The sequence below is a fragment of the Caulobacter sp. 73W genome (genome assembly GCF_041021955.1).
In the GTDB taxonomy this organism is placed as follows: domain Bacteria; phylum Pseudomonadota; class Alphaproteobacteria; order Caulobacterales; family Caulobacteraceae; genus Caulobacter.
Genome location: NZ_CP158375.1, coordinates 946,151 through 969,063, shown reverse-complemented (window position 1 = coordinate 969,063; position 22,913 = coordinate 946,151). Strand labels below are relative to the sequence as shown.

At 67.9% G+C, this 22,913-nt stretch carries 13 protein-coding genes and 1 pseudogene; 8 read left to right on the top strand and 6 right to left on the bottom strand.

What is annotated here, in order from left to right:
• Nucleotides 1-21: 21 nt before the first annotated feature.
• Both tuf and ABOZ73_RS04515 read left to right on the top strand, forming a co-directional pair.
• On the top strand, nucleotides 22-1,212 hold the full coding sequence (gene tuf, locus ABOZ73_RS04520; RefSeq protein WP_369059302.1) for an elongation factor Tu: 1,191 nt from the start codon (nucleotides 22-24) through the stop codon (nucleotides 1,210-1,212).
• 155 nt (nucleotides 1,213-1,367) lie between these two features.
• Nucleotides 1,368-2,888 carry a M20/M25/M40 family metallo-hydrolase gene (locus ABOZ73_RS04515; RefSeq protein WP_369061067.1) on the top strand — a complete coding sequence of 507 codons (1,521 nt, stop codon included), beginning with the start codon at nucleotides 1,368-1,370 and terminating at the stop codon, nucleotides 2,886-2,888.
• A gap of 204 nt (nucleotides 2,889-3,092) precedes the next feature.
• On the opposite strand, the gene ABOZ73_RS04510 is transcribed toward ABOZ73_RS04515, so the two are convergent.
• From ABOZ73_RS04510 to ABOZ73_RS04500, 3 genes and pseudogenes are all read right to left on the bottom strand, one after another.
• Complete coding sequence (locus tag ABOZ73_RS04510) at nucleotides 3,093-6,206, bottom strand: efflux RND transporter permease subunit (protein ID WP_369061065.1); 3,114 nt, start codon at nucleotides 6,204-6,206, stop codon at nucleotides 3,093-3,095.
• A 106-nt stretch (nucleotides 6,207-6,312) separates the two neighbouring features.
• Nucleotides 6,313-7,146: pseudogene (locus tag ABOZ73_RS04505) on the bottom strand (efflux RND transporter periplasmic adaptor subunit); the annotation flags it as partial.
• A gap of 131 nt (nucleotides 7,147-7,277) precedes the next feature.
• Nucleotides 7,278-8,738 carry an efflux transporter outer membrane subunit gene (locus ABOZ73_RS04500; protein WP_369061063.1) on the bottom strand — a complete coding sequence of 487 codons (1,461 nt, stop codon included), beginning with the start codon at nucleotides 8,736-8,738 and terminating at the stop codon, nucleotides 7,278-7,280.
• Nucleotides 8,739-9,190: 452 nt separating this feature from the next.
• Here ABOZ73_RS04500 and ABOZ73_RS04495 point away from each other — a divergent pair, with 452 nt between their 5' ends.
• The gene (locus ABOZ73_RS04495) at nucleotides 9,191-12,142 is read left to right on the top strand and encodes a TonB-dependent receptor (RefSeq protein WP_369061062.1); all 2,952 of its coding nucleotides are present in this window, start codon (nucleotides 9,191-9,193) and stop codon (nucleotides 12,140-12,142) included.
• 89 nt (nucleotides 12,143-12,231) lie between these two features.
• Here ABOZ73_RS04495 and ABOZ73_RS04490 read toward each other — a convergent pair whose 3' ends face one another.
• Nucleotides 12,232-13,461, bottom strand: a complete 1,230-nt coding sequence (locus ABOZ73_RS04490; protein ID WP_369061060.1) for a TetR/AcrR family transcriptional regulator — start codon at nucleotides 13,459-13,461, stop codon at nucleotides 12,232-12,234.
• 98 nt (nucleotides 13,462-13,559) lie between these two features.
• Here ABOZ73_RS04490 and ABOZ73_RS04485 point away from each other — a divergent pair, with 98 nt between their 5' ends.
• From ABOZ73_RS04485 to ABOZ73_RS04475, 3 genes are all read left to right on the top strand, one after another.
• The gene (locus ABOZ73_RS04485; RefSeq protein ID WP_369061058.1) at nucleotides 13,560-14,786 is read left to right on the top strand and encodes a serine hydrolase domain-containing protein; all 1,227 of its coding nucleotides are present in this window, start codon (nucleotides 13,560-13,562) and stop codon (nucleotides 14,784-14,786) included.
• 211 nt (nucleotides 14,787-14,997) lie between these two features.
• Nucleotides 14,998-17,073: a 3-hydroxyacyl-CoA dehydrogenase NAD-binding domain-containing protein gene (locus ABOZ73_RS04480; RefSeq protein WP_369061056.1), complete on the top strand. Its 2,076-nt coding sequence runs from the start codon at nucleotides 14,998-15,000 to the stop codon at nucleotides 17,071-17,073.
• A gap of 74 nt (nucleotides 17,074-17,147) precedes the next feature.
• Nucleotides 17,148-18,680: a class I adenylate-forming enzyme family protein gene (locus tag ABOZ73_RS04475; RefSeq protein ID WP_369062484.1), complete on the top strand. Its 1,533-nt coding sequence runs from the start codon at nucleotides 17,148-17,150 to the stop codon at nucleotides 18,678-18,680.
• 42 nt (nucleotides 18,681-18,722) lie between these two features.
• On the opposite strand, the gene ABOZ73_RS04470 is transcribed toward ABOZ73_RS04475, so the two are convergent.
• Both ABOZ73_RS04470 and ABOZ73_RS04465 read right to left on the bottom strand, forming a co-directional pair.
• Nucleotides 18,723-19,058, bottom strand: coding sequence for a DUF3060 domain-containing protein (locus ABOZ73_RS04470; RefSeq protein WP_369061054.1), 336 nt, complete (start codon nucleotides 19,056-19,058; stop codon nucleotides 18,723-18,725).
• A gap of 70 nt (nucleotides 19,059-19,128) precedes the next feature.
• Nucleotides 19,129-20,145 (bottom strand): adenosine deaminase, encoded by a 1,017-nt coding sequence (locus tag ABOZ73_RS04465; protein ID WP_369061052.1) that lies wholly within the window; start codon nucleotides 20,143-20,145, stop codon nucleotides 19,129-19,131.
• A gap of 122 nt (nucleotides 20,146-20,267) precedes the next feature.
• Between ABOZ73_RS04465 and ABOZ73_RS04460 the strand changes: the two genes are divergently transcribed.
• The gene (locus ABOZ73_RS04460) at nucleotides 20,268-20,723 is read left to right on the top strand and encodes a (2Fe-2S)-binding protein (RefSeq protein WP_369061051.1); all 456 of its coding nucleotides are present in this window, start codon (nucleotides 20,268-20,270) and stop codon (nucleotides 20,721-20,723) included.
• Nucleotides 20,724-20,725: 2 nt separating this feature from the next.
• Complete coding sequence (locus ABOZ73_RS04455; RefSeq protein WP_369061050.1) at nucleotides 20,726-22,912, top strand: molybdopterin cofactor-binding domain-containing protein; 2,187 nt, start codon at nucleotides 20,726-20,728, stop codon at nucleotides 22,910-22,912.
• The last annotated feature ends 1 nt before the right edge of the window (nucleotide 22,913 follow it).

The window sequence follows — 22,913 nt, the reverse complement described above, 5'->3', positions numbered from 1 at the left end:
TGGGGTCCTGGAGCTAGAAAAATGGCTAAGGAAAAGTTCGAACGTAATAAGCCGCACTGCAACATCGGCACGATCGGTCACGTTGACCACGGCAAGACGACGCTGACGGCTGCGATCACGATCACGCTGGCGAAGTCGGGCGGCGCGACCGCCAAGAACTACGCCGACATCGACGCCGCGCCGGAAGAAAAGGCCCGCGGCATCACGATCAACACGGCGCACGTGGAATACGAGACGGCCAACCGTCACTACGCCCACGTCGACTGCCCGGGCCACGCCGACTACGTGAAGAACATGATCACGGGCGCGGCGCAGATGGACGGCGCGATCCTGGTGGTTTCGGCCGCTGACGGCCCGATGCCGCAGACCCGCGAGCACATCCTGCTGGCCCGTCAGGTCGGCGTGCCGGCCCTGGTCGTGTTCATGAACAAGGTCGACATGGTCGACGACGAAGAGCTGCTGGACCTGGTCGAGATGGAAGTTCGCGAACTTCTGTCGTCCTACCAGTTCCCGGGCGACGACATTCCGATCACCAAGGGCTCGGCCCTGGCCGCGGTCGAAGGCCGTGACGCCAACATCGGTGAAGAGAAGATCCTGGCGCTGATGGCCTCGGTCGACGAGTACATCCCGCAGCCGGAACGCCCCGTCGACCTGCCGTTCCTGATGCCGGTCGAAGACGTGTTCTCGATCTCGGGCCGCGGCACCGTGGTCACGGGCCGCGTCGAGAAGGGCATCGTGAAGGTCGGTGAGGAAGTCGAGATCGTCGGCATCCGTCCGGTTCAGAAGACGACCTGCACGGGCGTCGAAATGTTCCGCAAGCTGCTGGACCAAGGTCAAGCCGGCGACAACGTGGGCGTGCTGCTGCGCGGCACCAAGCGTGAAGACGTCGAGCGCGGCCAGGTTCTCTGCAAGCCGGGTTCGATCACGCCGCACACCAAGTTCGTGGCCGAAGCCTACATCCTGACCAAGGAAGAAGGCGGCCGTCACACCCCGTTCTTCACCAACTACCGCCCGCAGTTCTACTTCCGCACGACGGACGTGACCGGCATCATCAAGCTGCGCGAAGGCGTTGAGATGATCATGCCGGGCGACAACGCCGAGCTGGACGTCGAGCTGATCACCCCGATCGCCATGGACCAGGGCCTGCGCTTCGCCATCCGCGAAGGCGGCCGCACCGTCGGCGCCGGCGTCGTCGCGAAAATTGTCGAGTAATCTCGACCGTCTCAGCGATTAGCTGATCTAGCGAAGGCCCCGGAGGGAAACCTCCGGGGTCTTTTGCTTTGGCGAACGCCGCTCACCCGGATTCTCTTGTCCGCTCGCGGTTCTCGGCCTCCTAATCCCGCGGGGAGATTTTCTTGGGGGACCGCATGTCCGATTTCACGATCCAGAACCGCCGCACGCTGCTCACGGGGGCCGCCGCGGCGGGCCTGTTCACGCCAGGGCTTGTCCTGGCTTCCAGCGGCGACATCGCCGCCATCCGCAAGGCCGCCGAGGCCGGCTACGACGCCTCGGTGAAGCGTATCCAGGAATGGATCGCCCTGCCGTCCATCGCCGCCGAGAACCGCGACATGGACAAGGGGGCCGACTACATGATGGCCCTGGCCCGCGACGCCGGCTTCCAGCATGTCGAGAAGGTTCCGACCGACGGCCATCCGGGCGTGTTCGCCACCCTGGACGTGGGCGCCAAGCGTTGGATCGGCATCTACTTCATGTACGACGTGAAGCAGTACGACCCGGCCGAGTGGTCCTCTCCGCCGCTGGAGGCGCGCATCGTCGACAAGCCGGGCTTCGGCAAGGTGATCGTCGGCCGTGGCGCGGTGAACCAGAAGGGGCCGGAGGCCACCTTCCTGGCCGCCCTGCACGCTATCCGCGCGGCCGGCAAGAAGCCGCCGGTGAACATCGTCCTGGTTTGCGAGGGCGAGGAGGAGATCGGCAGCCCGAACTTCCACCAGATCGTCACCAAGCCGCACGTCCTGGCCGCCTTGAAGAAGTGCGAGGGCGTGGTCATCCCGGCCGGCTGGCAGAGCCCCAGCAACGGCGGCGTCAGCGTCAATCTGGGCGCCAAGGGCGTGGTCGAGTTCGAGCTGGTCTCCAGCGGCGCCAAGTGGGGCCGGGGCCCCAAGACCGACATCCATTCCAGCGAGAAGGCCCGCGTCGACAGCCCGGCCTGGCGCCTGGTCCAGGCTCTGGGCACCCTGGTCACGCCGGACGGCAATTCGTCGGCCATCGACGGCTGGTTCGAGCATGTGCGCCCGCTCACCCCCCGTGAGAAGGAGCTGATCACCCTGGCCGCCCAGCGCATGAGCGAGGCGGACGCCAAGAAGGCCCTGGGCGTCGACAGGTGGATCGACGACCTGCCGTGGGAGAAGGCGCTGGAGCGCCTGGCCTCGCAGCCCACGGTGAACATCGAGGGGCTGGTCAGCGGCTATACCGGCCCGGGCGGCAAGACAGTCCTGCCCGGCCGCGCGGTGGCCAAGATCGACCTGCGCCTGGTGCCGAACCAGACCATGGCCGACTGCGTGAAGAAGATCCGCGCCCACCTCGACAAGCGTGGCTTCCAGGACATCGAGGTCAATGTCAGCGGTGGCTACGACCCGACCGAGACGGACGAGAACAGCCGCCTGATCAAGGCGGAGCTGGCGACCTACGCCAAGCGCGGGGTCCCGACCTCGGTCTATCCGCGCCTGGCGGGATCGTGGCCGGGTGCGGTGTTCACCTCGGCGCCGGTGAACCTGCCGGCCGGCCAGTTCGGCCTGGGCCACGGCAGCGGCGCCCACGCGCCGAACGAGTACTACGTGATCGAGAGCAGCAACCCCAAGGTCGAGGGCCTGACCGGCGCGACCATGGGCTATGTGGACTTCCTCTACGAGATCGCCGCGATCAAGTGAGGTCGAGCTAGATCCTCCCCCTTCTGGGGGAGGGGAACCACCCCCGGGATCGACCGGAGGTCGACTCGAGGACAGGCTCCGTGGTGGAGGGGGAGGACTGGACTTTGATTCAGCAGCCCCCCTCCGGCCCTCTGGGCCACCTCCCCCAGAGGGCCGGAGGGGAGAATGAAAAAAAGGCCCCGGATCGCTCCGGAGCCTTTTGTTTTAGAGCCGGTCGGCCGGGGCGGCGTCGCCCGTGGCTTCGCGCGGCGTGACCCAGCGGGCCAGCTTGGGCCGCAGCCAGGCCTCGAAGTCGTCGACGATCTCGTAGACGACCGGGACCAGCACCAGGGACAGGACCGTCGAGGTGATCAGGCCGCCGATCACGGCCACGGCCATGGGTTGGCGGAACTCCGCGCCCTTGCCGATGCCCAGGGCGGTCGGAAGCATGCCCGCCATCATGGCCAGGGTGGTCATGACGATGGGGCGCGCCCGCTCGCGACAGGCCTCGATGATGGCGGCGCGCTGGCTGTGGCCCGCACGCTCCTCCTCGATGGCGTACTCGACCAGCAGGATCGAGTTCTTGGCCGCCAGACCCATCAGCATCAGGAAGCCGATCAGCGACGGCATGCTCAGCGACTGCCCCGTGATCAGCAGGGCGAAGAACGCGCCGCCGATGGCCAGGGGCAGGGCCGACAGGATGGTGATCGGCTTGAAGAAGCTTTTGAACAGCAGGACCAGCACGCCATAGACGAGGCCGATGGCCGACAGCAGGGCGACCGCGAAGCCGGTGAAAAGCTCCACGAACGCTTCCTGGTCGCCGGCCGAGGCGGGGGTCACGCCGTCCGGCAGCTTCTTCATGGTCGGCAGGTTGTTGACGTCGGTGATCGCCTGGCCGAGCTGCGCGCCGTTGTCGAGGTCGGCCTCGATGGTCAGCTGACGCTTGCGGGCGAAGCGGTCGATCTTGGCCGGACCGGCCTGGAACTCCACGTCCGCCACGGTGTCGAGGCGGGTGGTGGAGCCGTCGGCGGTCGGCACGCGCAGGCCCTTGATGGCCTCCAGGTCGCGACGCGCTTCCTCCGGCAGGCGGATGCGGATCGGCACGCGGCGTTCGCCATCGGTCAGCTTGGCGACGTTGGCGTCGATATCGCCGACCGTGGCCACGCGGGCGATGGCGGCGATGTCGGCCGAGCTGACGCCCAGGCGCGAGGCTTCGTCCGGACGCGGGCGGATCACGATCTCCGGACCGCTGGGCGGCGAGGAGGGACGGGGATCGGCCACGGTCTTCAGGCCGCGCATCTCACGCTCCACCTGCAGGGCGGCGCGCTCCAGGGCCTCGCCGTCCTCGGCGGTGAGGATGGTCTGCACTTCGGAGGTGCCCCAGTCGCCCAGCAGGTTCACGCGGGCGTCGGGGATGTCGTGCAGGCCGGCGCGGACGATCTGCTTGATCTCCGTCACGGTCAGGTCGCGCTTGTCGTTCAGCACGATGGTGATCGTGGCGTCGCGCAGGTCCGAACCGCTCTGGCCGCCCCAGCCGCTGGCGATGTTGGAGCCGACCTGGGCGAAGACGTGAGCTGTCTCCGGGCGCTCCTCAAACATGCGGGTGACGGCGGCGACGGTGCGCTCCATCTGCGGGGCGGTGGCCCCGGGCGGGCCCTGGACCTTCAGGTAGTAGTAGTTGGCGTTGCCGGCCGGCTGGAACGCGGTGGGCAGGAAGCCGGCCAGCGCCACCGAGCCGATGAAGATCACGCCGCCGATGATGCAGCTGACGATGCGGTGATCCAGCGCCCAGTTAAGGACCGCCGGATAGCGGCCTTCGAACGGCTTGCGCGGATGCGGCTTGGTGTTCGGCTTCAGGAAGTAGGCCGCCAGCAGCGGAGTCAGCAGACGGGCCACCACCAGCGAGAACAGCACCGCCACGGCGACGGTCAGGCCGAACTCCTTGAAGAACTGGCCCGGCATGCCCGGCATGTAGGACACGGGCACGAACACCGCGACGATGGTGAAGGTGGTCGCCACGACCGCCAGGCCGATGGCGTCGGCGCCTTCCATGGCCGCCTGATAGGGGCGCTGGCCGCGGCTGACGCGCTTTTCGATGTTCTCGATCTCGACGATGGCGTCATCGACGAGGATGCCGATGACCAAGGTCAGGGCCAGCAGGGTCACCACGTTCAGCGAGAAGCCGGCCACCGCCATGAAGGCGAAGGTCGGGATCAGCGAGACGGGCATGGCCAGGGCGGTGATCGCCGTGGCGCGCCATTCGCGCAGGAACATGAACACGACCAGCGAGGCCAGCAGCATGCCTTCGAGCAGGGTGTGCTCGGTGGCGGTGAAGCTGGCGCGGGTGTCGTCCACGGTCGAGAAGATCTTGGTGAAGGTCACGCCCTTGTTGTCAGCGCCCAGCCGCTCGATGGCCTTGGCCACGCGGTCCTCGACCTCGACGTCGGAGCTGTCGCGGGTCTTCATCACCTGGAAGGCGACGACTGGCTTGCCGTCGAGACGGGCGAAGCCGCGAACCTCGCCGGCGCCGTCGCCGATCTCGGCCACGTCGGTCAGCTGCACGAAGCGGCCGTTGCCGGTGGGGATGGTCAGGGCGCGCAGCTGCTCCAGCGTCTCGGCGGCGCCGAGAACACGCAGGGTCTGCTCTCGACCGCCGATGCGCACGCGCCCGCCGGGGGCGTCGACGCTGAACGAGGCCAGGGCCTGGTTCAGTTGAGGCGCGGTGACGCCCAGGGCCGCCATGCGGTCCGGGTCGGCGATGATGTTGATCTCGCGGTTCACGCCGCCGACGCGAGCGACCTGGGCGACGCCCTTTTCACCCTGCAGGGCGCGGGTGACGGTGTCGTCGATGAACCAGGACAGCTGGGTCGGGGCCATGGCCGGGGCCTCGACCGCGATGGTCAGGATCGGCGCGCTGTCGATCTCCAGGCGTTGGACGATCGGCTCGTCGATCTCACGCGGCAGTTGGGCCCGCGCCTGGTCGACCTTGGAGCGCACCTCGTCGGTGACCTTCTGCAGGTCTTCGCCCAGTTCGAACTCGACCGTGGTGGTCGAGGCGCCCTGGACCACCGACGAGCGGATGGTCTTGATGTTGGAGATGCCGGCCAGCGCGTCCTCGACCGGACGCGTGACCTGGGTTTCAAGCTCGCCCGGGGCCGCGCCGCTCTGCGTGACGGTGACCGTCACGGCGGGGAAGGTCACGTTCGGGAACTGCTTGATCGGCAGCGACAGGTAGGCGCCGACGCCGACGATCACCAGAGCGATGAACAGCAGGGCGACGGGCGTCGGGTTCTTGATCGCCCAGGCTGAAATTCGAAGTTGCGACCCTTCGGGAGCCATCAGCGCGCCGCCTTCTGGTTAGGAGCGCCGGGGCGCCGCCCTCGACCGGCTTCACGACGTCGCCGTCCAGGGCGAAGGCCGCGGCGCCGAGCAGGACGCGGGCGCCGGCGGGCGGTCCCTGGACCAGTTCGACATAACCGCCGCCACGCTGGCCGGTCTTCACCGGCACCTGCTTGACCTTGTTGTCGCCGCCGATGGTGGCCACGGAGGCGCCTTCGGCGTCATAGCGGACGGCCGTTTCCGGCACGGCCAGAACCTGACGTCCGCCGCCGCCGAACACGCCGCGGGCGAACCCGCCGGAGCGCAGGTCGGAACGGACGGGCAGGCGCACGCGCACGCGGCCCAGTTGGGTCTGAGCGTTGACCTGCGGGCTGATCAGGCGAACCGCGCCCTGGACCTCCGTCCCGCCGGGCAGGCTCACCGTCACCGGCGAGCCGACGCTCAGCTTGGACAGGTCGGCTTCGTTCAGCTCGGCGTCCAGTTCGATCAGCTGGTCGCGGGCGATGCGGAACCACGGGGTCGTGCCGGCGCCCGAGACGTCGCCCGGACGCACGGTGCGTTCCAGCACCACGCCGCTGACCGGGGCGGTGATGGTCATGCGCTCCGAACGGGTGCGTAGCTCCTTCAGCGCGGCTTGCTGGGCCTTGGCGGTGTAGCGGCGGGTCTCGATCTGCTCTTGCGAGAGCACGCCCTGGCCGTCTAGGCCGGCGACGCGGCGGGCCTCTGCCTCGGCCTGGGCGGTCACGGCCGCCTGCTGGTCGATTTGGGCGCGCAGCAGGGTGTCGTCGAGCTGGGCCAGAGGCTGGCCGGCGCGCACGACGGCGCCCTCCTCGACCAGGACGCGGGCGACGCGATAGCCGCTCAGTTCGGAGCCGACGGCGGCTTCCTCACGCGGGGTCAGGCGGCCGGAGGCGGTGAGCCCGGCGCCGATCGAGCGCATCTCGACGCGGGTGACGGTGACCGTGCGCGCGTCGTCGGAGGCCTTGGCCGGAGCCTTCTCCTCCTTCTTGCCGCAGGCGGCGAGGCCGACGGTCAGGACCAGGGCGACGGTCGTCCAGGGGCGAAGAGTGCTCATGCTTGGGGCTCTTTGGCGGGGGTCTTGGCGGCCGTGGCGGCCTTGTCGTTGAGCGGGGTCCAGCCGCCGCCCAGGGCCTTGTAGGCCTGGACGGTGCGGGTCAGGGACTGCACCTGGGCGCCGGTCAGGGCGGTGCGGGCGGTGCGCCAGTTGGTTTCGGCGGTGACCGCGGCGGTCAGGTCGTCGAAGCCCATGTCGTAGCGCTTGCGCGCGGCGTCATAGGCCTTGCGGGCGCGGGCCTCACCTGCGGTCAGCAGATCGACGCGGCGGCGATCGGCGGCCAGGCGGACGAGGGTGTTCTCGGCCTCGCCATAGGCGTCTTGCACCGTCTTCTCATAGGCGATGACGGCCTGTTCGGCGCGGGCGCGGGTCGCCTTTTCCTGGGCGAGCAGTTGCGGGATGTCGAGGATCGGCTGCATCAGCGTGCCGCCGATGTACCAGGCGCGCGTCGTGCTCTCGAAGCCCGGCAGTTCGCTGCGGGTCAGGCCGATGCCAGGAGTCAGGGTGAAGCGCGGGAACAGCGCGACCTCGGCCCCACGCAGGGTGCCGGCGGCGCTGCGCACGCGCATCTCCGCTTCGCGCACCTCGGGGCGACGCGCCAGCAGCTCGCCGGGAATGGCGGCGGGCACGGCCGGAGCGGCCGGCACGGCGGCCGGAGCGGATAGGCTCTCCACCGGATCGATGCCGCGACCGGCCAGGATCAGCAGGGTGCGCTTGGCGGCCTGAAGCTCGGCTTCGAGATTGGCCGCCTGGGCGTTGGACTGGGCCAGGGAGGCGGCCGACTGGTCCGCCTCGGACGAGGCGGCCAGGCCGGCGGCGGCGCGCTTGGAAGCCACCTGATAGAGATCGTTCTGCAGGCGCGCGGTCTGGCGCGCGTCCTCCAGCTGGATCGCCAGGCCGCGAGCCTCGAAATAGGACTGGGCCACGTTGGCGGCCAGGCTGGCGCGGGTGGCCTCGTAGTTGAAGCGGATGGCGGCGTAATCGGCGTCGGCCACCTGGCGGGCCGCGCGGCGGGCGCCGAAGAAGTCCAGCTCCCAGCTGACGTCGAAGTTCAGGCCGTAGTTCTTCTGCACGCCGCTGTTGGCGAAGCCGGGAATATCCAGCTGGGTGCCGTCCAGCACCTTGCTGTCGGTGCGGCGGGCGTTGCCCTGCAGTTCGCCGTCTGGAAGATAGATGTCCCAGATCGTGCCGCGACGTGTGGCGCGGGCCTCGTCCAGGCGGGCGGCGGCGGTGCGTGCGTCAGGGCTGCGCTCCAGCGCCGTCTGGATCAGGGCGGTCAGCTGCGGATCATTGAACGCGGTCCACCACTGATCCAGCGCGATCGCGTCCGCCGGGGCGGTCGCGGTCGGCGCCTGATACGCGGTCGGAAGGGTCAGGTCGGGTTTCCGCGGAGGCGTGCCGCACGCGGCCAGCACCAGCGGAGCGAGCGCCGCAACGCCCAGAATTCTACTTCTCATCGGCTCCCCGCCTCATGCGCCGATGACGGTCCCTCGACCAGGCAGCGCTACGCAACAACGGCGGAAAATAGTCTCGGTCGATGACGCTTGCCATACCGCCCGGACCAATTCCTGACAGCAGCTCGCAAATGTGTCCCGCGCGCCGCAGACCAATCGCGAAATCAAGCGGCTGTTGACGTTGCTTCAAAACATACCGCATCATCGAAACAAGTGTTCGCCATGAGGGGTCTGGCGTGATGCGTGCGCGTCTTCCGTCGCGATTGAAAGCTGCGCTGTGGCGCGGGGCGCGGAGAACTGAGCGATCCGGGGCGCTAAACCCCACCCCTCTGAGTCGAACCCCGTTCCCCCAAAAGATACCGATCATTCTGTTCCCAGGAGGCTCCGCCGCCTGAGGCCGGTCGTACGTAACAAGAACAAAAGCAGTTACGCGCAATAAAAAAGGGAGGATTGTAATGACGAGAACGGGTTTTCTGGCGGGCGCCTCGCTCCTTGCCATGGCCGCGATGGCGCCGAACGGCGCGGCGGCTCAGGACGGACAGAACACGGTCGCCGAGGTGGTCGTCACCGGCTCGCTGATCCGGGGCACGCCGGAGAATGCGGCTTTGCCGGTGGATGTGATCTCCGCCGAAGAGCTTCAGAAGCAGGGCTCGCCCTCGACGGTCGAGCTGATCAAGTCCCTGGCGGTCAGCAACGGGGTGCTGGGCGACACCAATCAATTCGACAGTCGCGCCCAGGGATCTGAAGGCTCCGGCTCGGTGAACCTTCGCGGCCTCGGCTCCATGCGCACCCTGGTGCTGCTGAACGGGCGGCGCATGGCCATCAACCCGCTGGCCCAGGCCGGGGCGGGCATCGTCGACACCAACATGATCCCCAGCGCCGCCATCGGCCGGGTCGAGGTGCTGAAGGACGGCGCGGCCGCCACCTATGGCTCCGACGCCATCGGCGGGGTGGTCAACTTCATCACCCGCAACCGCTTCGACGGCGCCGAGTTCGCCGCCGACTACCGCTATGTCGATGGCTCCGACGGCGGGGACTACAGCTTGAGCGCCCTTTGGGGCTGGGCCAACGACCGGATGGACGTGATGGTGTCCGCCGGCTGGCAGCACCGCGGCGAGCTGGACGTGATCGAGCGCGACTGGGCCAACCGCCCCTATCTGGAAAACCCGGAAGGCGGCTGGACGGCCGCGGGCAACCCCGGGACCTTCCTGTCGTTCACCGCGCCGGCGGCCAGCGGCGCCACCCTGTTCCGCGACCCGCAGTGCGCCGTGCTGGGCGGCACGCCGGGTTTCAGCGGCACGACGCCCGCCTGCTACGAGCACTACATCGAGTGGGACAACCTGGTTGAGAAGGAAGAGCACTACCAGCTCTACGGCCAGTTCAATTACGAGCTGTCGGACAATCACAAGTTCCACTTCGAAGGCCTGTACGGCCGCACCGAGGTGCCGAAGTGGGAGACGACGCCTTCCTACGCGCTGCTGGCCAACCCGACGCCGGAGGCTCTGGCGGGAGCGGGCGCCTTGGCGGGCGCGCTCTATGCGGGCCGCTTCTACGTGCCGACCAACAATCCGGGTCTGGTCGATTTCGCGGCCAAGAACCCGTCGCTAGGGTTCATCACCACCTTCGGCGCGGCCTATCTGGCGCCGGCGGCGCGGCCGTTCCTGGTGGGCGGCAACCCGATGTTCGACAACGGGCCGTCGCGGGGCGCGCGCTACTACGACTTCTACCGCTTCTCCGGTGGGCTGAACGGGGTGTTCGGGCCGGACATCGGGTACGACCTGGCCGTCACCTACAGCGAGCAGAAGGGCACGCGGACCGGCTACGACACTATCGTCAACCGGCTGGAATCAGCCCTGCGCGGCTTCGGCGGGCCGAACTGCAACCGCGCCGCCAACACGCCCGGCCAGAACGGCTGCCTCTGGTACAACCCGTTCTCGAACGCCATCGAGAAGAACATCATCACCGGCCAAGTGAACCCGCAGTACAACGCCGCCGTGGCCAACAGCGCCGAGGTGACGCGCTGGTTCTTCCAGAAGCTGAGCACCACACAGAAGTCACGGCTTTTCGTGGTCGACGCCGTGGTCAACGGCGACCTGGGGATCACGCTGTCGGGCGGCGACGTCAAATGGGCGCTAGGCACCCAGTACCGGAAGGACTGGTACAAGTCCGACTACAACGACATCAGCAACACGCTGGTGAACCCTTGCCTGGCTTCACCCGACTTCAACATCAACACCTGCCCGGTCAGCCAGCGCAGCGGGCCGTTCGGCTTCCTGGGCGCGGGCACGCCTGACGACACCAGCGGCGACGTCTATGCGCTGTTCGGGGAACTTCAGGTGCCGCTGCTGGAAAGCCTGAACTTCCAGTTCGCCGCCCGTTACGAGGACTACGGCGGCGCGGTCGGTTCGACCTTCGACCCCAAGGCGTCGGTGCGCTGGCAGGCCAATGACTGGCTGGCCCTGCGCGGCTCGGTGGGCACCACCTTCCGCGGACCGCCGCTGGCGCAACTGGCGCCGGGCAACATCACCTCGCTGCAGTCGATCCTCGGGACCTTCCGGGCGGTGGACATCGGCGGCAATCCCAACATGGATCCGGAAAGCGCCACGACCTACAGCCTGGGCGTGATCCTGGAGGCCGGCGGCTTCCGCGGCTCCATCGACTATTTCAGCTTCGACTTCGACAACCCGATCGTGGCCGAGCCGGTGGCCGGCATCGTCAATGCGGTGTTCCCCAACGGGGCGGGCGGGGCCAACAACTGCTCCAACCCGGCCTTCGCCCAGCTGGTGTCGCGCTTCACCTTCAACGGCGGGACCTGCTCGGCGGCCAACATCGCCCGCCTGCAGACCTTCTATGTCAACGGCGCGCCGGTGAAGACCTCGGGCCTCGACTTCATGGGTAGCTACGAGTTCAACGACGTGGCCGGCGGCGACCTGACCATCGGCGGCACGGCCACCTGGATCCGCGACTACAGCGTCGACGCCCAGCCGGTGGCCGGCACGGTGGTGACCCCGGCCTTCGACGCCGTGGGCTTCCTCAACTACCAGACCACGGTGGTGCCGATCCCCGAATGGAAGGGCCAGGCCTTCGCCGAGTGGGAGCGCGGCGGCCACACGATCCGCGTGACCTTCAATTACATCGACAGCTACACCGACCAGCGGACGACGCCGTTCATCGCCACGCCCAACACCAACAACACGGTGATCAGCGGCGGCAAGACCATCGGCAGCTACAAGACGGTGGACGTCACCTGGCGGATGCAACTGCCCTGGGACAGCATCGTCACGCTCAATGTCGACAACGCCTTCAACGAGGACCCGCCCTTCGCGCGCCTGGACCTGAACTACGACCCGTTCACCGCCGACGCGCTGGGCCGGACGATCAAGCTGGGCTTCCGCAAGTCGTTCTAGCGGGAAGGCGGCGGCGGCCCGGCCGTCGCCCTCAATCCGCGCCCCGTCCTACCTCGCCCCTCCTTCGTCCTGACGAGGGAGGGGGCTTTTTACGGCCGGAATATCCCCACCATCAGCGGGCGGACCAGCAGGGCGGCGGCGTCGCCCTTCTTCACGTCGCCGGCCCAGGCGGCCAGGGACGCGGCGGCGTTGAGCAGGGAGTTGAGCATGTGGGCGGCGATCATCGGGTCCACCGGCCGGATCGAGCCCTCGGCTACCCCATCCGACACCATGCCGGAAAAGCGGTCGGAGACGCGGACATAGCGTTCCGACATGTCGTGGCGCAGGTCCGCCGGCAGGGCGGTCATCACCGAGGCGCGCATCAGCGGCCCGTGCTCCGATAGCTGATGCCGGGCCAGGGCGGAGGTGGCGGCCGCCAGCCGGCTCCACTGGTCGCCGGGCAGGTCGCGGGCGGCGGACTGCGCCTCGCGCATCACCTGGAAGGTCCGTTCGAAACAGGCGACGACCAGGCCATCCTTGGCGTCGTTGTGGTGGTAGAACGAGCCCTTGGTCACGTTCAGCGCGGCGGAGATGTCCTCCACCGACGCGCCGCGATAGCCGCGCTGGTTGATCAGGCGGGTGGCGGCGACCAGGAAGGTCTCGCCCGACGCTTCCTGAGGGTCGGTGGTCAACTGGCCGACGGTCAGCAGCGGCGGGTCCCAGTCGCGCGTCTGGGCCGCCAAGCCGCCGGTCAGGATGTCGAACATCCGGTCGCGGACGCGCTCGTAATCCTCGGTCTCGTATCGGCGCAGCCAGGTGCCGGTCCAGAACACCTGCTCCAGCAGAAGGTGCGTGCGGGCGTTGCGCTCGACGCGGCTGAGGCCCGACAGCTCCGGCGCGTCGAACAGATCGCGCACCCGGCGGAACAGGTTGCTGAACGCCTCGAACACCGGGGTGCGGTGCGGCTCGTTCAGGGTGCGCACCTCGGTGAAGCTGACCAGGGGCGGGGCCTCGCCCTTGCGCACCCGGCGCTGCAGATCGAGGAACCGGTCAAGGAAGGTCAGCAGCCGGTCCTGCGGCGTGGCGGCTGCGGCGGCCTTGTCCACCAGGGCGCTGAAACGCTCGATCCCGCGCAGGAAGCAGGCGGCCGCCAAGTCTTCCTTCTTGCGGTAGTAGTAGGTGACGCTGGTGGTGATCAGCCCGACCTCGGCGGCGACGCCGGCCATGGTCATGCCCTTGACGCCCTGGCGGTTCAGGGTCGCGGTGGCGGCGGCGAGGATGGCTTCCTTCTTGGCCTCGTAGCGCGCCGTGGCGGCGGTCTGTCGAGCGGTTGCGGCCATGGTCCCCAGATTCCGTTCGCGCCAAGGCGGTTGCCCGCTGCGCACAGGGCTATAAAGCTTCGTCCGCAAAATACGTCCAGCAAGAACGAGGAAAGCAGATGGGGAAACCGGAACCGGTCGGCATGTCGTCGGAGCGCCTGGCGCGCATCGATGCTCACCTTCAGTCGCGCTATATCGACACCGGCAAGCTGCCCTGCGCCCAGACGATGGTCTGGCGGCGCGGCCAGCTGGTCCACAACAGCGCCCTGGGTCTGGCCGACCGGGAACGGAACGTCCCGCTGAAGGACGACGCGATCTTCCGCATCTATTCGATGACCAAGCCCATCACCTCCATCGCCCTGATGATGCTGGTCGAGGAGGGGAAGATCTCGCTGGACGATCCGGTCCACCGCTACATCCCGTCGTGGAAGAACCAGGCCGTCTACGCCGCCGGCGTCGAGGGCGCGTGGCAGACCAAGCCGACGACCGAGCCCATGCGCGTGCTCGACCTGATGCGCCACACGGCGGGACTGACCTATGGCTTCCAGCAGCGCAGCAATGTGGACGCCGCCTATCGCAAGCTGAAGCTGGACGACCTGCCCAACGACGGCACGCTGGATGACATGATCGCCAAGCTGGCGGGCATTCCGCTGGAGTACCAGCCGGGGACCAGCTGGAGCTACGGCGTCGCCACCGACGTGCTGGGCTATCTGGTCCAGGTGGTCAGCGGCCAGCCGTTCGAGACGTTCCTGAGGACGCGCATCTTCGACCCGCTGAAGATGGTGGACACCGGCTTCTTCGTGCAGCCGGGGCAGGAGCATCGCCTGCCGGCCTGCTACGCTCTGACGCCGACCGGCAAGGTCGTGCTGCAGGATGACCCGGCCAAGAGCGCCTATCTGGCCGACCCGTCGCTGAAGTCCGGCGGCGGCGGCCTGGTCTCCACCGCCGCCGACTACATGCGGTTCTGCCGCATGCTGCTGAACGGTGGTGAGCTGGACGGCGCGCGGCTGATCGGGCCCAAGACCCTTAGGCTGATGACCATGAACCACCTGCCGGGTGGCAAGGAGCTGACCCAGGTCTCCACCTCCCTGTTCAGCGAGGCGGTGTTCGAGGGGCTGGGCTTCGGCCTCGGCTTCGCCATGACGGTGGACGTGGCGCGGACCAAGAATCTGGGCAGCCTGGGCGAGTACTTCTGGGGCGGCATGGCCTCGACCGCCTTCTGGTGCGACCCGGTCGAGGATATCGCGGTGGTGTTCATGACCCAGTTGATGCCGTCCAGCGCCTACCCGGTGCGGCGCGAACTGCGGACCCTGGTCTATTCGGCGGTCACGGAGTCGGCGGGGTGAATCCTCCCCGGCGAAGCGGGGGAGGGGGACCGCGAAGCGGTGGAGGGGGGTCTGCTGAGTCAGCAGCCCCCTCCGGCCCTCTGGGCCACCTTCCCCAGAGGGGAGGGATCTGAGGCGGCGCACCCCCTATCCCGTAAGGGAAGGCTGGACTCCCGCGCCCAGCCATGCACGCTATCCAAACAAGTGTTCAAAAGGACCGGGGAGCAGCGCCATGGCCGCCATCAACGAAGTCACCGACCTGACCAATGAGGGCGACGTCGCCGTCGTCACGCTCAACTCGCCGCCGGTCAACGCCCTGTCCGCCAAGGTCCGCGAGGGGCTCGACAAGGCGTTCGAGGCCGCCGACGCTGACGCCTCGGTTAAGGCCATTGTCCTGATCTGCGAGGGCAAGACCTTCATCGCCGGCGCCGACATCAGCGAGTTCGGCAAGGCCATGACCGGCCCCAGCCTGCAGGAGGTGCAGGGCCGCATCGAGAATGCATCCAAGCCGGTGGTCGCCGCGATCCACGGCACGGTCCTGGGCGGTGGACTGGAAGTGGCGCTGGTCGCCCATTACCGTGTCGCCGTGCCCAGCGCGAAGGCCGGCCTGCCGGAGGTGAATCTGGGCCTGCTGCCGGGCGCCGGCGGCACCCAGCGTCTGCCCCGCATCGTCGGGGTGGAGAAGGCGTTGGAGATGGTCACCAGCGGCCAGCATGTTCCCGCCAAGGCCGCCCACGCCATGGGCCTGTTCGACGAGCTGATCGACGGCGACCTGCGCGCGGGCGCCATCGCCTTCGCCAGCAAGATCGTCGCCGAGGGGCGTCCGCTGAAGAAGGTCCGCGACCTCAACGACAAGATCGAGGCGGCCAAGGGCAAGCCCGAGATCTTCGCCGACTTCCGCAAGGCCAACGCCCGCAAGTTCCGCGGCTTCCTGGCGCCGGAGTACAACATCCAGACCATCGAAGCGGCGGTGAACGAGCCGTTCGAGCAGGGTTTGAAGACCGAGCGCAAGCTGTTCATGGAGCTGATGACCGGCCCGCAGTCGGCCGCCCAGCGCTACGTCTTCTTCGCCGAGCGCCAGGCCAACAAGATCCCCGACGTGCCGGAGGACACCGAGACCCTGCCGATCAAGAAGGTCGGAGTGATCGGGGCTGGCACCATGGGCGGCGGCATCTCGATGAACTTCCTCAACGCCGGCATCCCGGTGACGATCATCGAGGCCAAGCAGGAGAACCTGGACCGCGGCGTCGGGATCATCCGCAAGAACTACGAGAACACCGCCAAGAAGGGCCGCCTGAAGCCCGAGGACGTGGAGACCCGCATGGGTCTGCTCACCCCGTCCATGAACCTTGAGGACCTGGCCGACTGCGACCTGATCATCGAGGCCGTGTTCGAGCTGATGGAGATCAAGAAGGACGTCTTCGGCAAGCTGGACAAGATCGCCAAGCCCGGCGCGATCCTGGCCAGCAACACCTCGTACCTGGACGTGGACGCCATCGCCGCCGCCACCAGCCGGCCGGAAAGCGTCATCGGCCTGCACTTCTTCTCGCCAGCCAATGTCATGCGCCTGCTGGAGATCGTGCGCGGCGAGAAGACCGCCAAGCCGGTGATCGCCACGGCGATGAAGCTGTCCAAGGTCATCGGCAAGGTAGGGGTGCTGGTCGGCAACTGCTTCGGCTTCGTCGGCAACCGCATGCTGGCCCAGCGCCAGCGCGAGGCGCAGAAGCTGATCCTGGAAGGCGCGATGCCCTGGGACGTGGACCGCGTGCTGTACGACTTCGGCCTGCCCATGGGGCCGTTCGCCATGAGCGATCTGGCCGGCCTCGACATCGGCTGGGACCCGGCCAAGACCAGCTCGTCCACCGTCCGCGAGGTGCTGTGCGAGATGGACCGCCGGGGTCAGAAGACCGGCGCGGGCTTCTACGATTACGACGAGAACCGCATCGCCAAACCGTCTCCGGTGACCGAACAGGTGATCCGCGACTTCGCCGCCAAAAAGGGCGTCAACCAGCGCGACATCAGCGACCAGGAGATCCTGGAGCGCACCCTCTATCCGATGGTCAACGAGGGGGCGAAGATCCTGGAGGAAGGCAAGGCCATCCGCGCCTCCGACATCGATATCGTCTGGATCAACGGCTACGGCTGGCCGGTCTATCGCGGCGGCCCGATGCACTGGGCCGACAGCATCGGCCTGGACAAGATCCTGGCCCGCATGAAGCAGTTCCAGAACGAGATGGGCGACGACTTCAAGCCGTCGGCCCTGCTGGAGAAGCTGGTCGCCGAGGGCAAGGGTTTCAAGGACCTGTAAGGTCCATCTTGTGCGGGGCTGAGCAGTAAAGACCGAGTTCGGAGAGACGACGCGTGACCCAGACCCTCGACGCCATGATCGCGGCGGACTTCGGGACCATCGGCGACATCCTGCGCCAGCGGGCCCTGGAGGCGCCGAGCCGGCCGGCGGTGGTGATGGAGAGCGGGGAGGCCGTCGACTACGCCGGCCTCGACCTGCTGATGGACCGTGTCGCCGCCGCCCTGCAGCGGGGCGAGATCGTCAAGGGCGAGGCGGTGGCGGTTTGCGCCACGGCCTCGATCCCCTATGCCGCCCTGTTCCTCGGCGCGCTGCGGGCCGGTGTGGCGGTGGCGCCGATCGCGCCGTCGTCCTCGCCCGAGCAGATCGCCGGCATGGTCGCCGACTGCGCGGCGAGGCTGTTCTTCCTGGACGAAGGCGTGGCGTCGGCCATGGGCGCGGCGCTGGATGGGCTGGACGTCCCGCGCGTGGCCCTGGACGGCTCTGGCGCTGGCGAGGCCTTCGACGGCTGGCTGGCAGACGAGGACGCGCGCCCGGCGCAGGTCGAGCTCGGCAAGGGCGATCCGTTCAACATCATCTATTCCTCCGGCACCACGGGCGCGCCCAAGGGCATCGTGCAATCGCACGGCATGCGCTGGCGGCACATCGCGCTGCAGGGCGGGGTGGGCTTCAGCCCCGCGCCGATCAGCCTGCTGTCGACGCCGCTCTATTCGAACACCACCCTGGTCTGCTTCTTCCCGACCCTGGCAGGGGGCGGCACGGTGGTGCTGATGAAGAAGTTCGACGCCGGCCAATTCCTGAAGCTGGCGCAGCAGCACCGCGTCACCCACGCCATGCTGGTGCCGGTGCAGTACCGCCGCATCCTGGAACACGCGGACTTCGACCAGACCGACCTGACCAGTTTCCAGATCAAGTTCTGCACCTCCGCCCCGTTCTCGGCGGAGCTGAAGCGGCAGGTGCTCGACCGCTGGCCCGGCGGGCTGGTCGAGTACTTCGGGATGACCGAGGGCGGGGGCACCTGCATCCTCATGTGCCACGCCTTCCCCGACAAGCTGCACACGGTCGGCGTGCCCGCCCCGGGCTGCGACATCCGCCTGATCGACGAGGAGGGGAACGAGCTTCCGGCCGGTGAGATCGGCGAGATCGTCGGCCGCTCGGCGGCGACCATGAACGGCTATCAGGGCCGTCAGGACAAGACCGACGAGGCCACCTGGATCAGCCCGGAGGGCGAGCGCTTTATCCGCACCGGCGATGTCGGCCGCTTCGACGCCGAGGGTTTCCTGACGCTCATGGACCGCAAGAAGGACATGATCATCTCGGGCGGCTTCAACATCTATCCCAGCGACCTGGAGGCGGTGATCGTCCAGCACCCCGCGGTGGCGGAGGTCGCTGTCATCGCCGCCCCCTCCGACCAGTGGGGCGAGACGCCCGTGGCCTTCGTGGCCCTGAAGACCGGCGCATCAGCGGAGGCGGAGGAGTTGAAGACCTTCGCCAACGCGCGTCTGGGCAAGATGCAACGCGTCGCCGATCTCCGCATCGTCGAGGCCCTGCCGCGCAGCCACATCGGCAAGGTGCTGAAGCGGGAGCTGCGGGACGCGTATGTGGTGTAAATCCCCTCTCCCCCGCAAGCGGGGGCCAGGGAAAGGGCGGACTTACCGCACCTGACGCTCGATCTGGTTGTCGACGCCCACGACCCGGACCTGGGGTTCGCGGTCGGACTTCCAGCGGACGTTGTGGCCCGTGCCCTCGACCTTCACGAGCGCGCCCGGCTTCAGGCCGATGATGATCGTGTTGTCGGTCCCGACCAGGGTCAGACTGGCGCAGGCGCCGGTGAAGGTCAGCTGGTGATCGACGCCGGCGACGAACACGTCGCGGCCCTCGCAGGCGATGGTGCGCTGCTGCTCGACGCCGGCGATGCGGATCGGCTCGCCGCTGGCGACGGAGGCCGTGCCGACTTGCGCGGCCAGGGCGAGGGCGAGTGCGATCATGTTCAGGTCCTTGATGCGTCCATGGGGAGCCCTTGTGGTAGCGGGCCGACGCGACGGAAGCGTGACCCTGCTAGTGCTCGGCCACGTAAACGTCGATCTCGGCCAGGCGTTTCTCGACCTCGGCCTTTTCGAGGAACGAGCCGGTGAAGCTGTTCTTCGCCAGGGTGATCAGTTCGTCGCGCGTGAGGTTCGTGGCGGCCGCCACCGCGGTCCAGTTGTCGTTCAGATAGCCGCCGAAATAGGCCGGATCGTCGGAATTCACCGTCGCCTTCAGGCCCAGGTCCAGCATCCGCTTCATCGGGTGCGTCGTCAGGTCGTCGACCACGCAGAGCTTCAGGTTCGACAGCGGGCAGACGGTCAGGGTCATGCCTTCGGAAACCAGCCGGCGGGTCAGGGCCTCGTCCTCAAGCGCGCGGTTGCCGTGGTCGATGCGATCGACGGCAAGCAGGTCCAGCGCTTCCCAGACATAGGCCGGCGGGCCTTCCTCGCCAGCGTGGGCGACGATCTTCAGGCCCTTGTCAGCGGCCGCCTTGAACACGCGGGCGAACTTGGACGGCGGGTGGCCGACCTCGGAGGAATCCAGGCCGACGCCGACGATGCGGTCCAGATAGGGCTCGGCCTGTTTCAGGGTCTCGAAGGCGGCGTCTTCGTCCAGATGGCGCAGGAAGCACAGGATCAGCTTGGAGGTGACGCCCAGGGTCTTCTCCGCCTCGACCATGGCCGATAGCAGGCCGTCGGCGACGACGCTGAACGGCACGCCGCGATCGGTGTGGGTCTGTGGGTCGAAGAAAATCTCGGCGTGCTTGCCGCCGTCCGCCGCCAGACGCCGGAAATAGGCCATGGCGAGGTCGTGGAAGTCGGCTTCCTTCAGCAGGACGCTGGCCCCCGCATAGTAGATGTCCAGGAAGTCCTGCAGGTTGGAGAAGGCGTAGGCCGCCTTCACCGCCTCGATCGAATCGAAGGGCAGGGTGACGCCGTTGCGCTTGGCGAACTCGAACATCTGCTCGGGCTCGAGGCTGCCCTCGATGTGCAGATGCAGTTCGGCCTTGGGCAGGCCGGCGATGAAGGCGTTCAGATCCTGGGTCATGACCGTACGTTTTCTGTGGCTATGGCGCGCGGTCAAGCACGACTGGCGTTGCGGGCCGCATATTCGCCACTAAGCTTGGGATGCTGTCAGCAAGCTGGGCCAGGCTTGCGAGGGGGGAAACGATGCCGATCAATCTGACGATCAATGGAAGCCGCAAGACGGTGGATGTGGACGGCGACACGCCGCTGCTCTGGGTGTTGCGCGACAAGCTCGACATGGTCGGGACGAAGTTCGGCTGCGGCGTCGGCCAGTGCGGCGCCTGCACCGTCCACATCGACGGCCAGCCGGTTCGCGCCTGCCTGACCCCGGTCGAGAGCGTCGGCGAGTCCAAGGTCACCACCATCGAGGCCATCGGCGCCGTCGAGGTCGGCAAGAAGCTGCAGCAAGCCTGGATCGAGCATGACGTGCCCCAGTGCGGCTACTGCCAGGCCGGCCAGATCATGAGCGCCGCCGCCCTGCTGGCCGCGACGCCCAAGCCGACCGACGACGACATCGACGCCGCCATGAACGGCAACCTGTGCCGCTGCGCCACCTATCTGCGCATCAAGGCGGCCATCAAGCAGGCGGCGGGGGTCTGATCATGGCTGACGGAAACATGCCCGCGCCCTCGCGCCGCGCCTTCCTGAAAGCCGGCCTGGCGGTCGGCGGGGGACTGATGCTGAGCTTCAAGCTCGAGACCAGCTCACTGGCGGCGGGCGCGGGAACGCTCAACGCCTATGTCACCATCGGGACCGACGGCATGGTCACCCTGGCGGCCAAGAATCCCGAGGTCGGGCAGGGCGTGAAGACCTCCCTGCCGCAGATCATCGCCGAGGAGCTGGACGTCGCCTGGAGCCAGGTGAAGGTCGAGATGGCCCGCACCGATCCCGCCGCCTACGGTCGCCAGATCGCCGGCGGCAGCATGTCCACCCCGACCAACTGGGACACCCTGCGCCGGGTCGGCGCGGCGGGGCGTCAGATGCTGATCAACGCCGCCGCCGCCGAGTGGGGCGTGCCGGCCGCCGAATGCTCGACCCAGGACGGCCACGTCCTGCACGGCAAGCGCAAGGCCAGCTACGGCGCCCTGGCGTCCAAGGCCGCCGCCCTGCCGGCGCCGGACCTGAAGACCGTCGCCCTGAAAGACCCCAAGGACTTCAAGGTCATCGGCAAGGCCCTGACCGGTGTCGACAACCCCAAGATCATCACTGGCCAACCGGTCTTCGGCATCGATACCCGCCTGCCGGGGATGCTGTACGCCACCTACGCCAAGGCGCCCGTCTTCGGCGCCCAGGTGAAGAGCGCCGACCTCGCCGCCGCCAAGGCGGTGAAGGGCGTCAAGAACGCCTTCATCGTCGAAGGCCTGCCGATCAAGGACAACCGCATGGACGGCCTGCTGGGCGGCGTCGCGGTGGTGGCCGACAGCTGGTGGGCGGCCCGCAAGGGGCGTGAAGCCCTGAACATCGTCTGGCAGGACCACCCGACCTCGAGCCAGAGCACGGCCGCTTTCGACGCGGAGGCCGCGCGCCTGCTGGCCGGCGCGCCACACAAGACGCTGATCAACGACGGTGACGCCTCGGCGAAGATCAAGGGCGCGGCCAAGACGGTGAAGGCGACCTACGCCTATCCCTTCGTGGCGCACGCGCCGCTGGAGCCGCAGAACTGCACCGCCTGGTTCAAGGACGGAAAGATGGAGATCTGGGCCCCGACCCAGCTTCCCCAGCCCGGACGCCAGGTGGTCGCCGACATGCTGGGCATCGACGTCTCGGCGGTGACCGTCCACATGATCCGCGGCGGCGGGGGCTTCGGCCGCCGCCTGATGAACGACTACATGGTCGAGGTCGCCCGCATCGCCAAGGAAGTCGCTGCGCCGGTCCAGCTGATCTGGACCCGCGAAGACGACATCCAGCACGACTTCTATCGCTGCGCCGGATTCCACGAGATGGAGGCCGGTCTCGACGCCTCTGGCAAGCTGGTCGCCTGGCGCGAGCACTTCGTCACCTTTGGCGCCGGCGAGGCGGTGTCCACGGGCGCCGACCTGCATCTGCACCAGTTTCCGAACAAGTTCCTGGGCGACTACAAGGTCGAGCGTTCGATCATGCAGTCGGGCATTCCGACCGGTTGGCTGCGGGCGCCGGGCAGCAACGCCTTCGCCTTCGTCCATCAGGGCTTCGTCGATGAGCTGGCGCAGGCCGCGGGGCGCGACCCGGTGGAGTTCCGCATCGAGATGCTGTCGCGGACGCCCGAAGTCGTGGTCAATCCGACCCAGACCTTCATCTCCAAGCGGATGATCGACGTCCTCAAGGTCGTGGCCGAGAAGTCGGGCTGGGCGAACCGCGCCCGCCTGCCCAAGGGCACGGGCATGGGTGTCGCCTTCTACTACAGCCACCTCGGCTACTTCGCCGAGGTGGTGCAGGCCACCGTCACGGACGGGGCCTACAAGGTGGACAAGGTCTGGGTCGTCGGCGACGTCGGCGCCCACATCGTCAATCCCAGCGGCGCCATGAACCAGGTTCAGGGCTCGGTCCTGGATGGCCTGGGCCAGGCGACGCAGAAGATCACCATCGAGGGCGGCGCGGTCGTGGAGAGCAACTTCCACGACTTCCCGCTGCTGCGCGCCGCCGACGCTCCGCCGGTGGAGGTGCATTTCCTCAAGACCGACTATCCGCCGACCGGCCTTGGAGAGCCCGCCTTGCCGCCGGTGATCCCGGCCCTGTGCGGGGCGATCTTCGCCGCCACAGGCAAGCGCGTGCGCAGCCTGCCCATCGATGTCGAACTGCTGAAGGCCTGAG

What these genes read in the sequence shown, in the direction of transcription:
- tuf (WP_369059302.1), top strand. Translation starts at nt 22, where the DNA reads ATGGCTAAGGAAAAGTTCGAACGTAATAAGCCGCACTGCAACATCGGC.
- ABOZ73_RS04515 (WP_369061067.1), top strand. Translation starts at nt 1,368, where the DNA reads ATGTCCGATTTCACGATCCAGAACCGCCGCACGCTGCTCACGGGGGCC.
- ABOZ73_RS04510 (WP_369061065.1), bottom strand. Translation starts at nt 6,206, where the DNA reads ATGGCTCCCGAAGGGTCGCAACTTCGAATTTCAGCCTGGGCGATCAAG.
- ABOZ73_RS04500 (WP_369061063.1), bottom strand. Translation starts at nt 8,738, where the DNA reads ATGAGAAGTAGAATTCTGGGCGTTGCGGCGCTCGCTCCGCTGGTGCTG.
- ABOZ73_RS04495 (WP_369061062.1), top strand. Translation starts at nt 9,191, where the DNA reads ATGACGAGAACGGGTTTTCTGGCGGGCGCCTCGCTCCTTGCCATGGCC.
- ABOZ73_RS04490 (WP_369061060.1), bottom strand. Translation starts at nt 13,461, where the DNA reads ATGGCCGCAACCGCTCGACAGACCGCCGCCACGGCGCGCTACGAGGCC.
- ABOZ73_RS04485 (WP_369061058.1), top strand. Translation starts at nt 13,560, where the DNA reads ATGGGGAAACCGGAACCGGTCGGCATGTCGTCGGAGCGCCTGGCGCGC.
- ABOZ73_RS04480 (WP_369061056.1), top strand. Translation starts at nt 14,998, where the DNA reads ATGGCCGCCATCAACGAAGTCACCGACCTGACCAATGAGGGCGACGTC.
- ABOZ73_RS04475 (WP_369062484.1), top strand. Translation starts at nt 17,148, where the DNA reads ATGATCGCGGCGGACTTCGGGACCATCGGCGACATCCTGCGCCAGCGG.
- ABOZ73_RS04470 (WP_369061054.1), bottom strand. Translation starts at nt 19,058, where the DNA reads ATGATCGCACTCGCCCTCGCCCTGGCCGCGCAAGTCGGCACGGCCTCC.
- ABOZ73_RS04465 (WP_369061052.1), bottom strand. Translation starts at nt 20,145, where the DNA reads ATGACCCAGGATCTGAACGCCTTCATCGCCGGCCTGCCCAAGGCCGAA.
- ABOZ73_RS04460 (WP_369061051.1), top strand. Translation starts at nt 20,268, where the DNA reads ATGCCGATCAATCTGACGATCAATGGAAGCCGCAAGACGGTGGATGTG.
- ABOZ73_RS04455 (WP_369061050.1), top strand. Translation starts at nt 20,726, where the DNA reads ATGGCTGACGGAAACATGCCCGCGCCCTCGCGCCGCGCCTTCCTGAAA.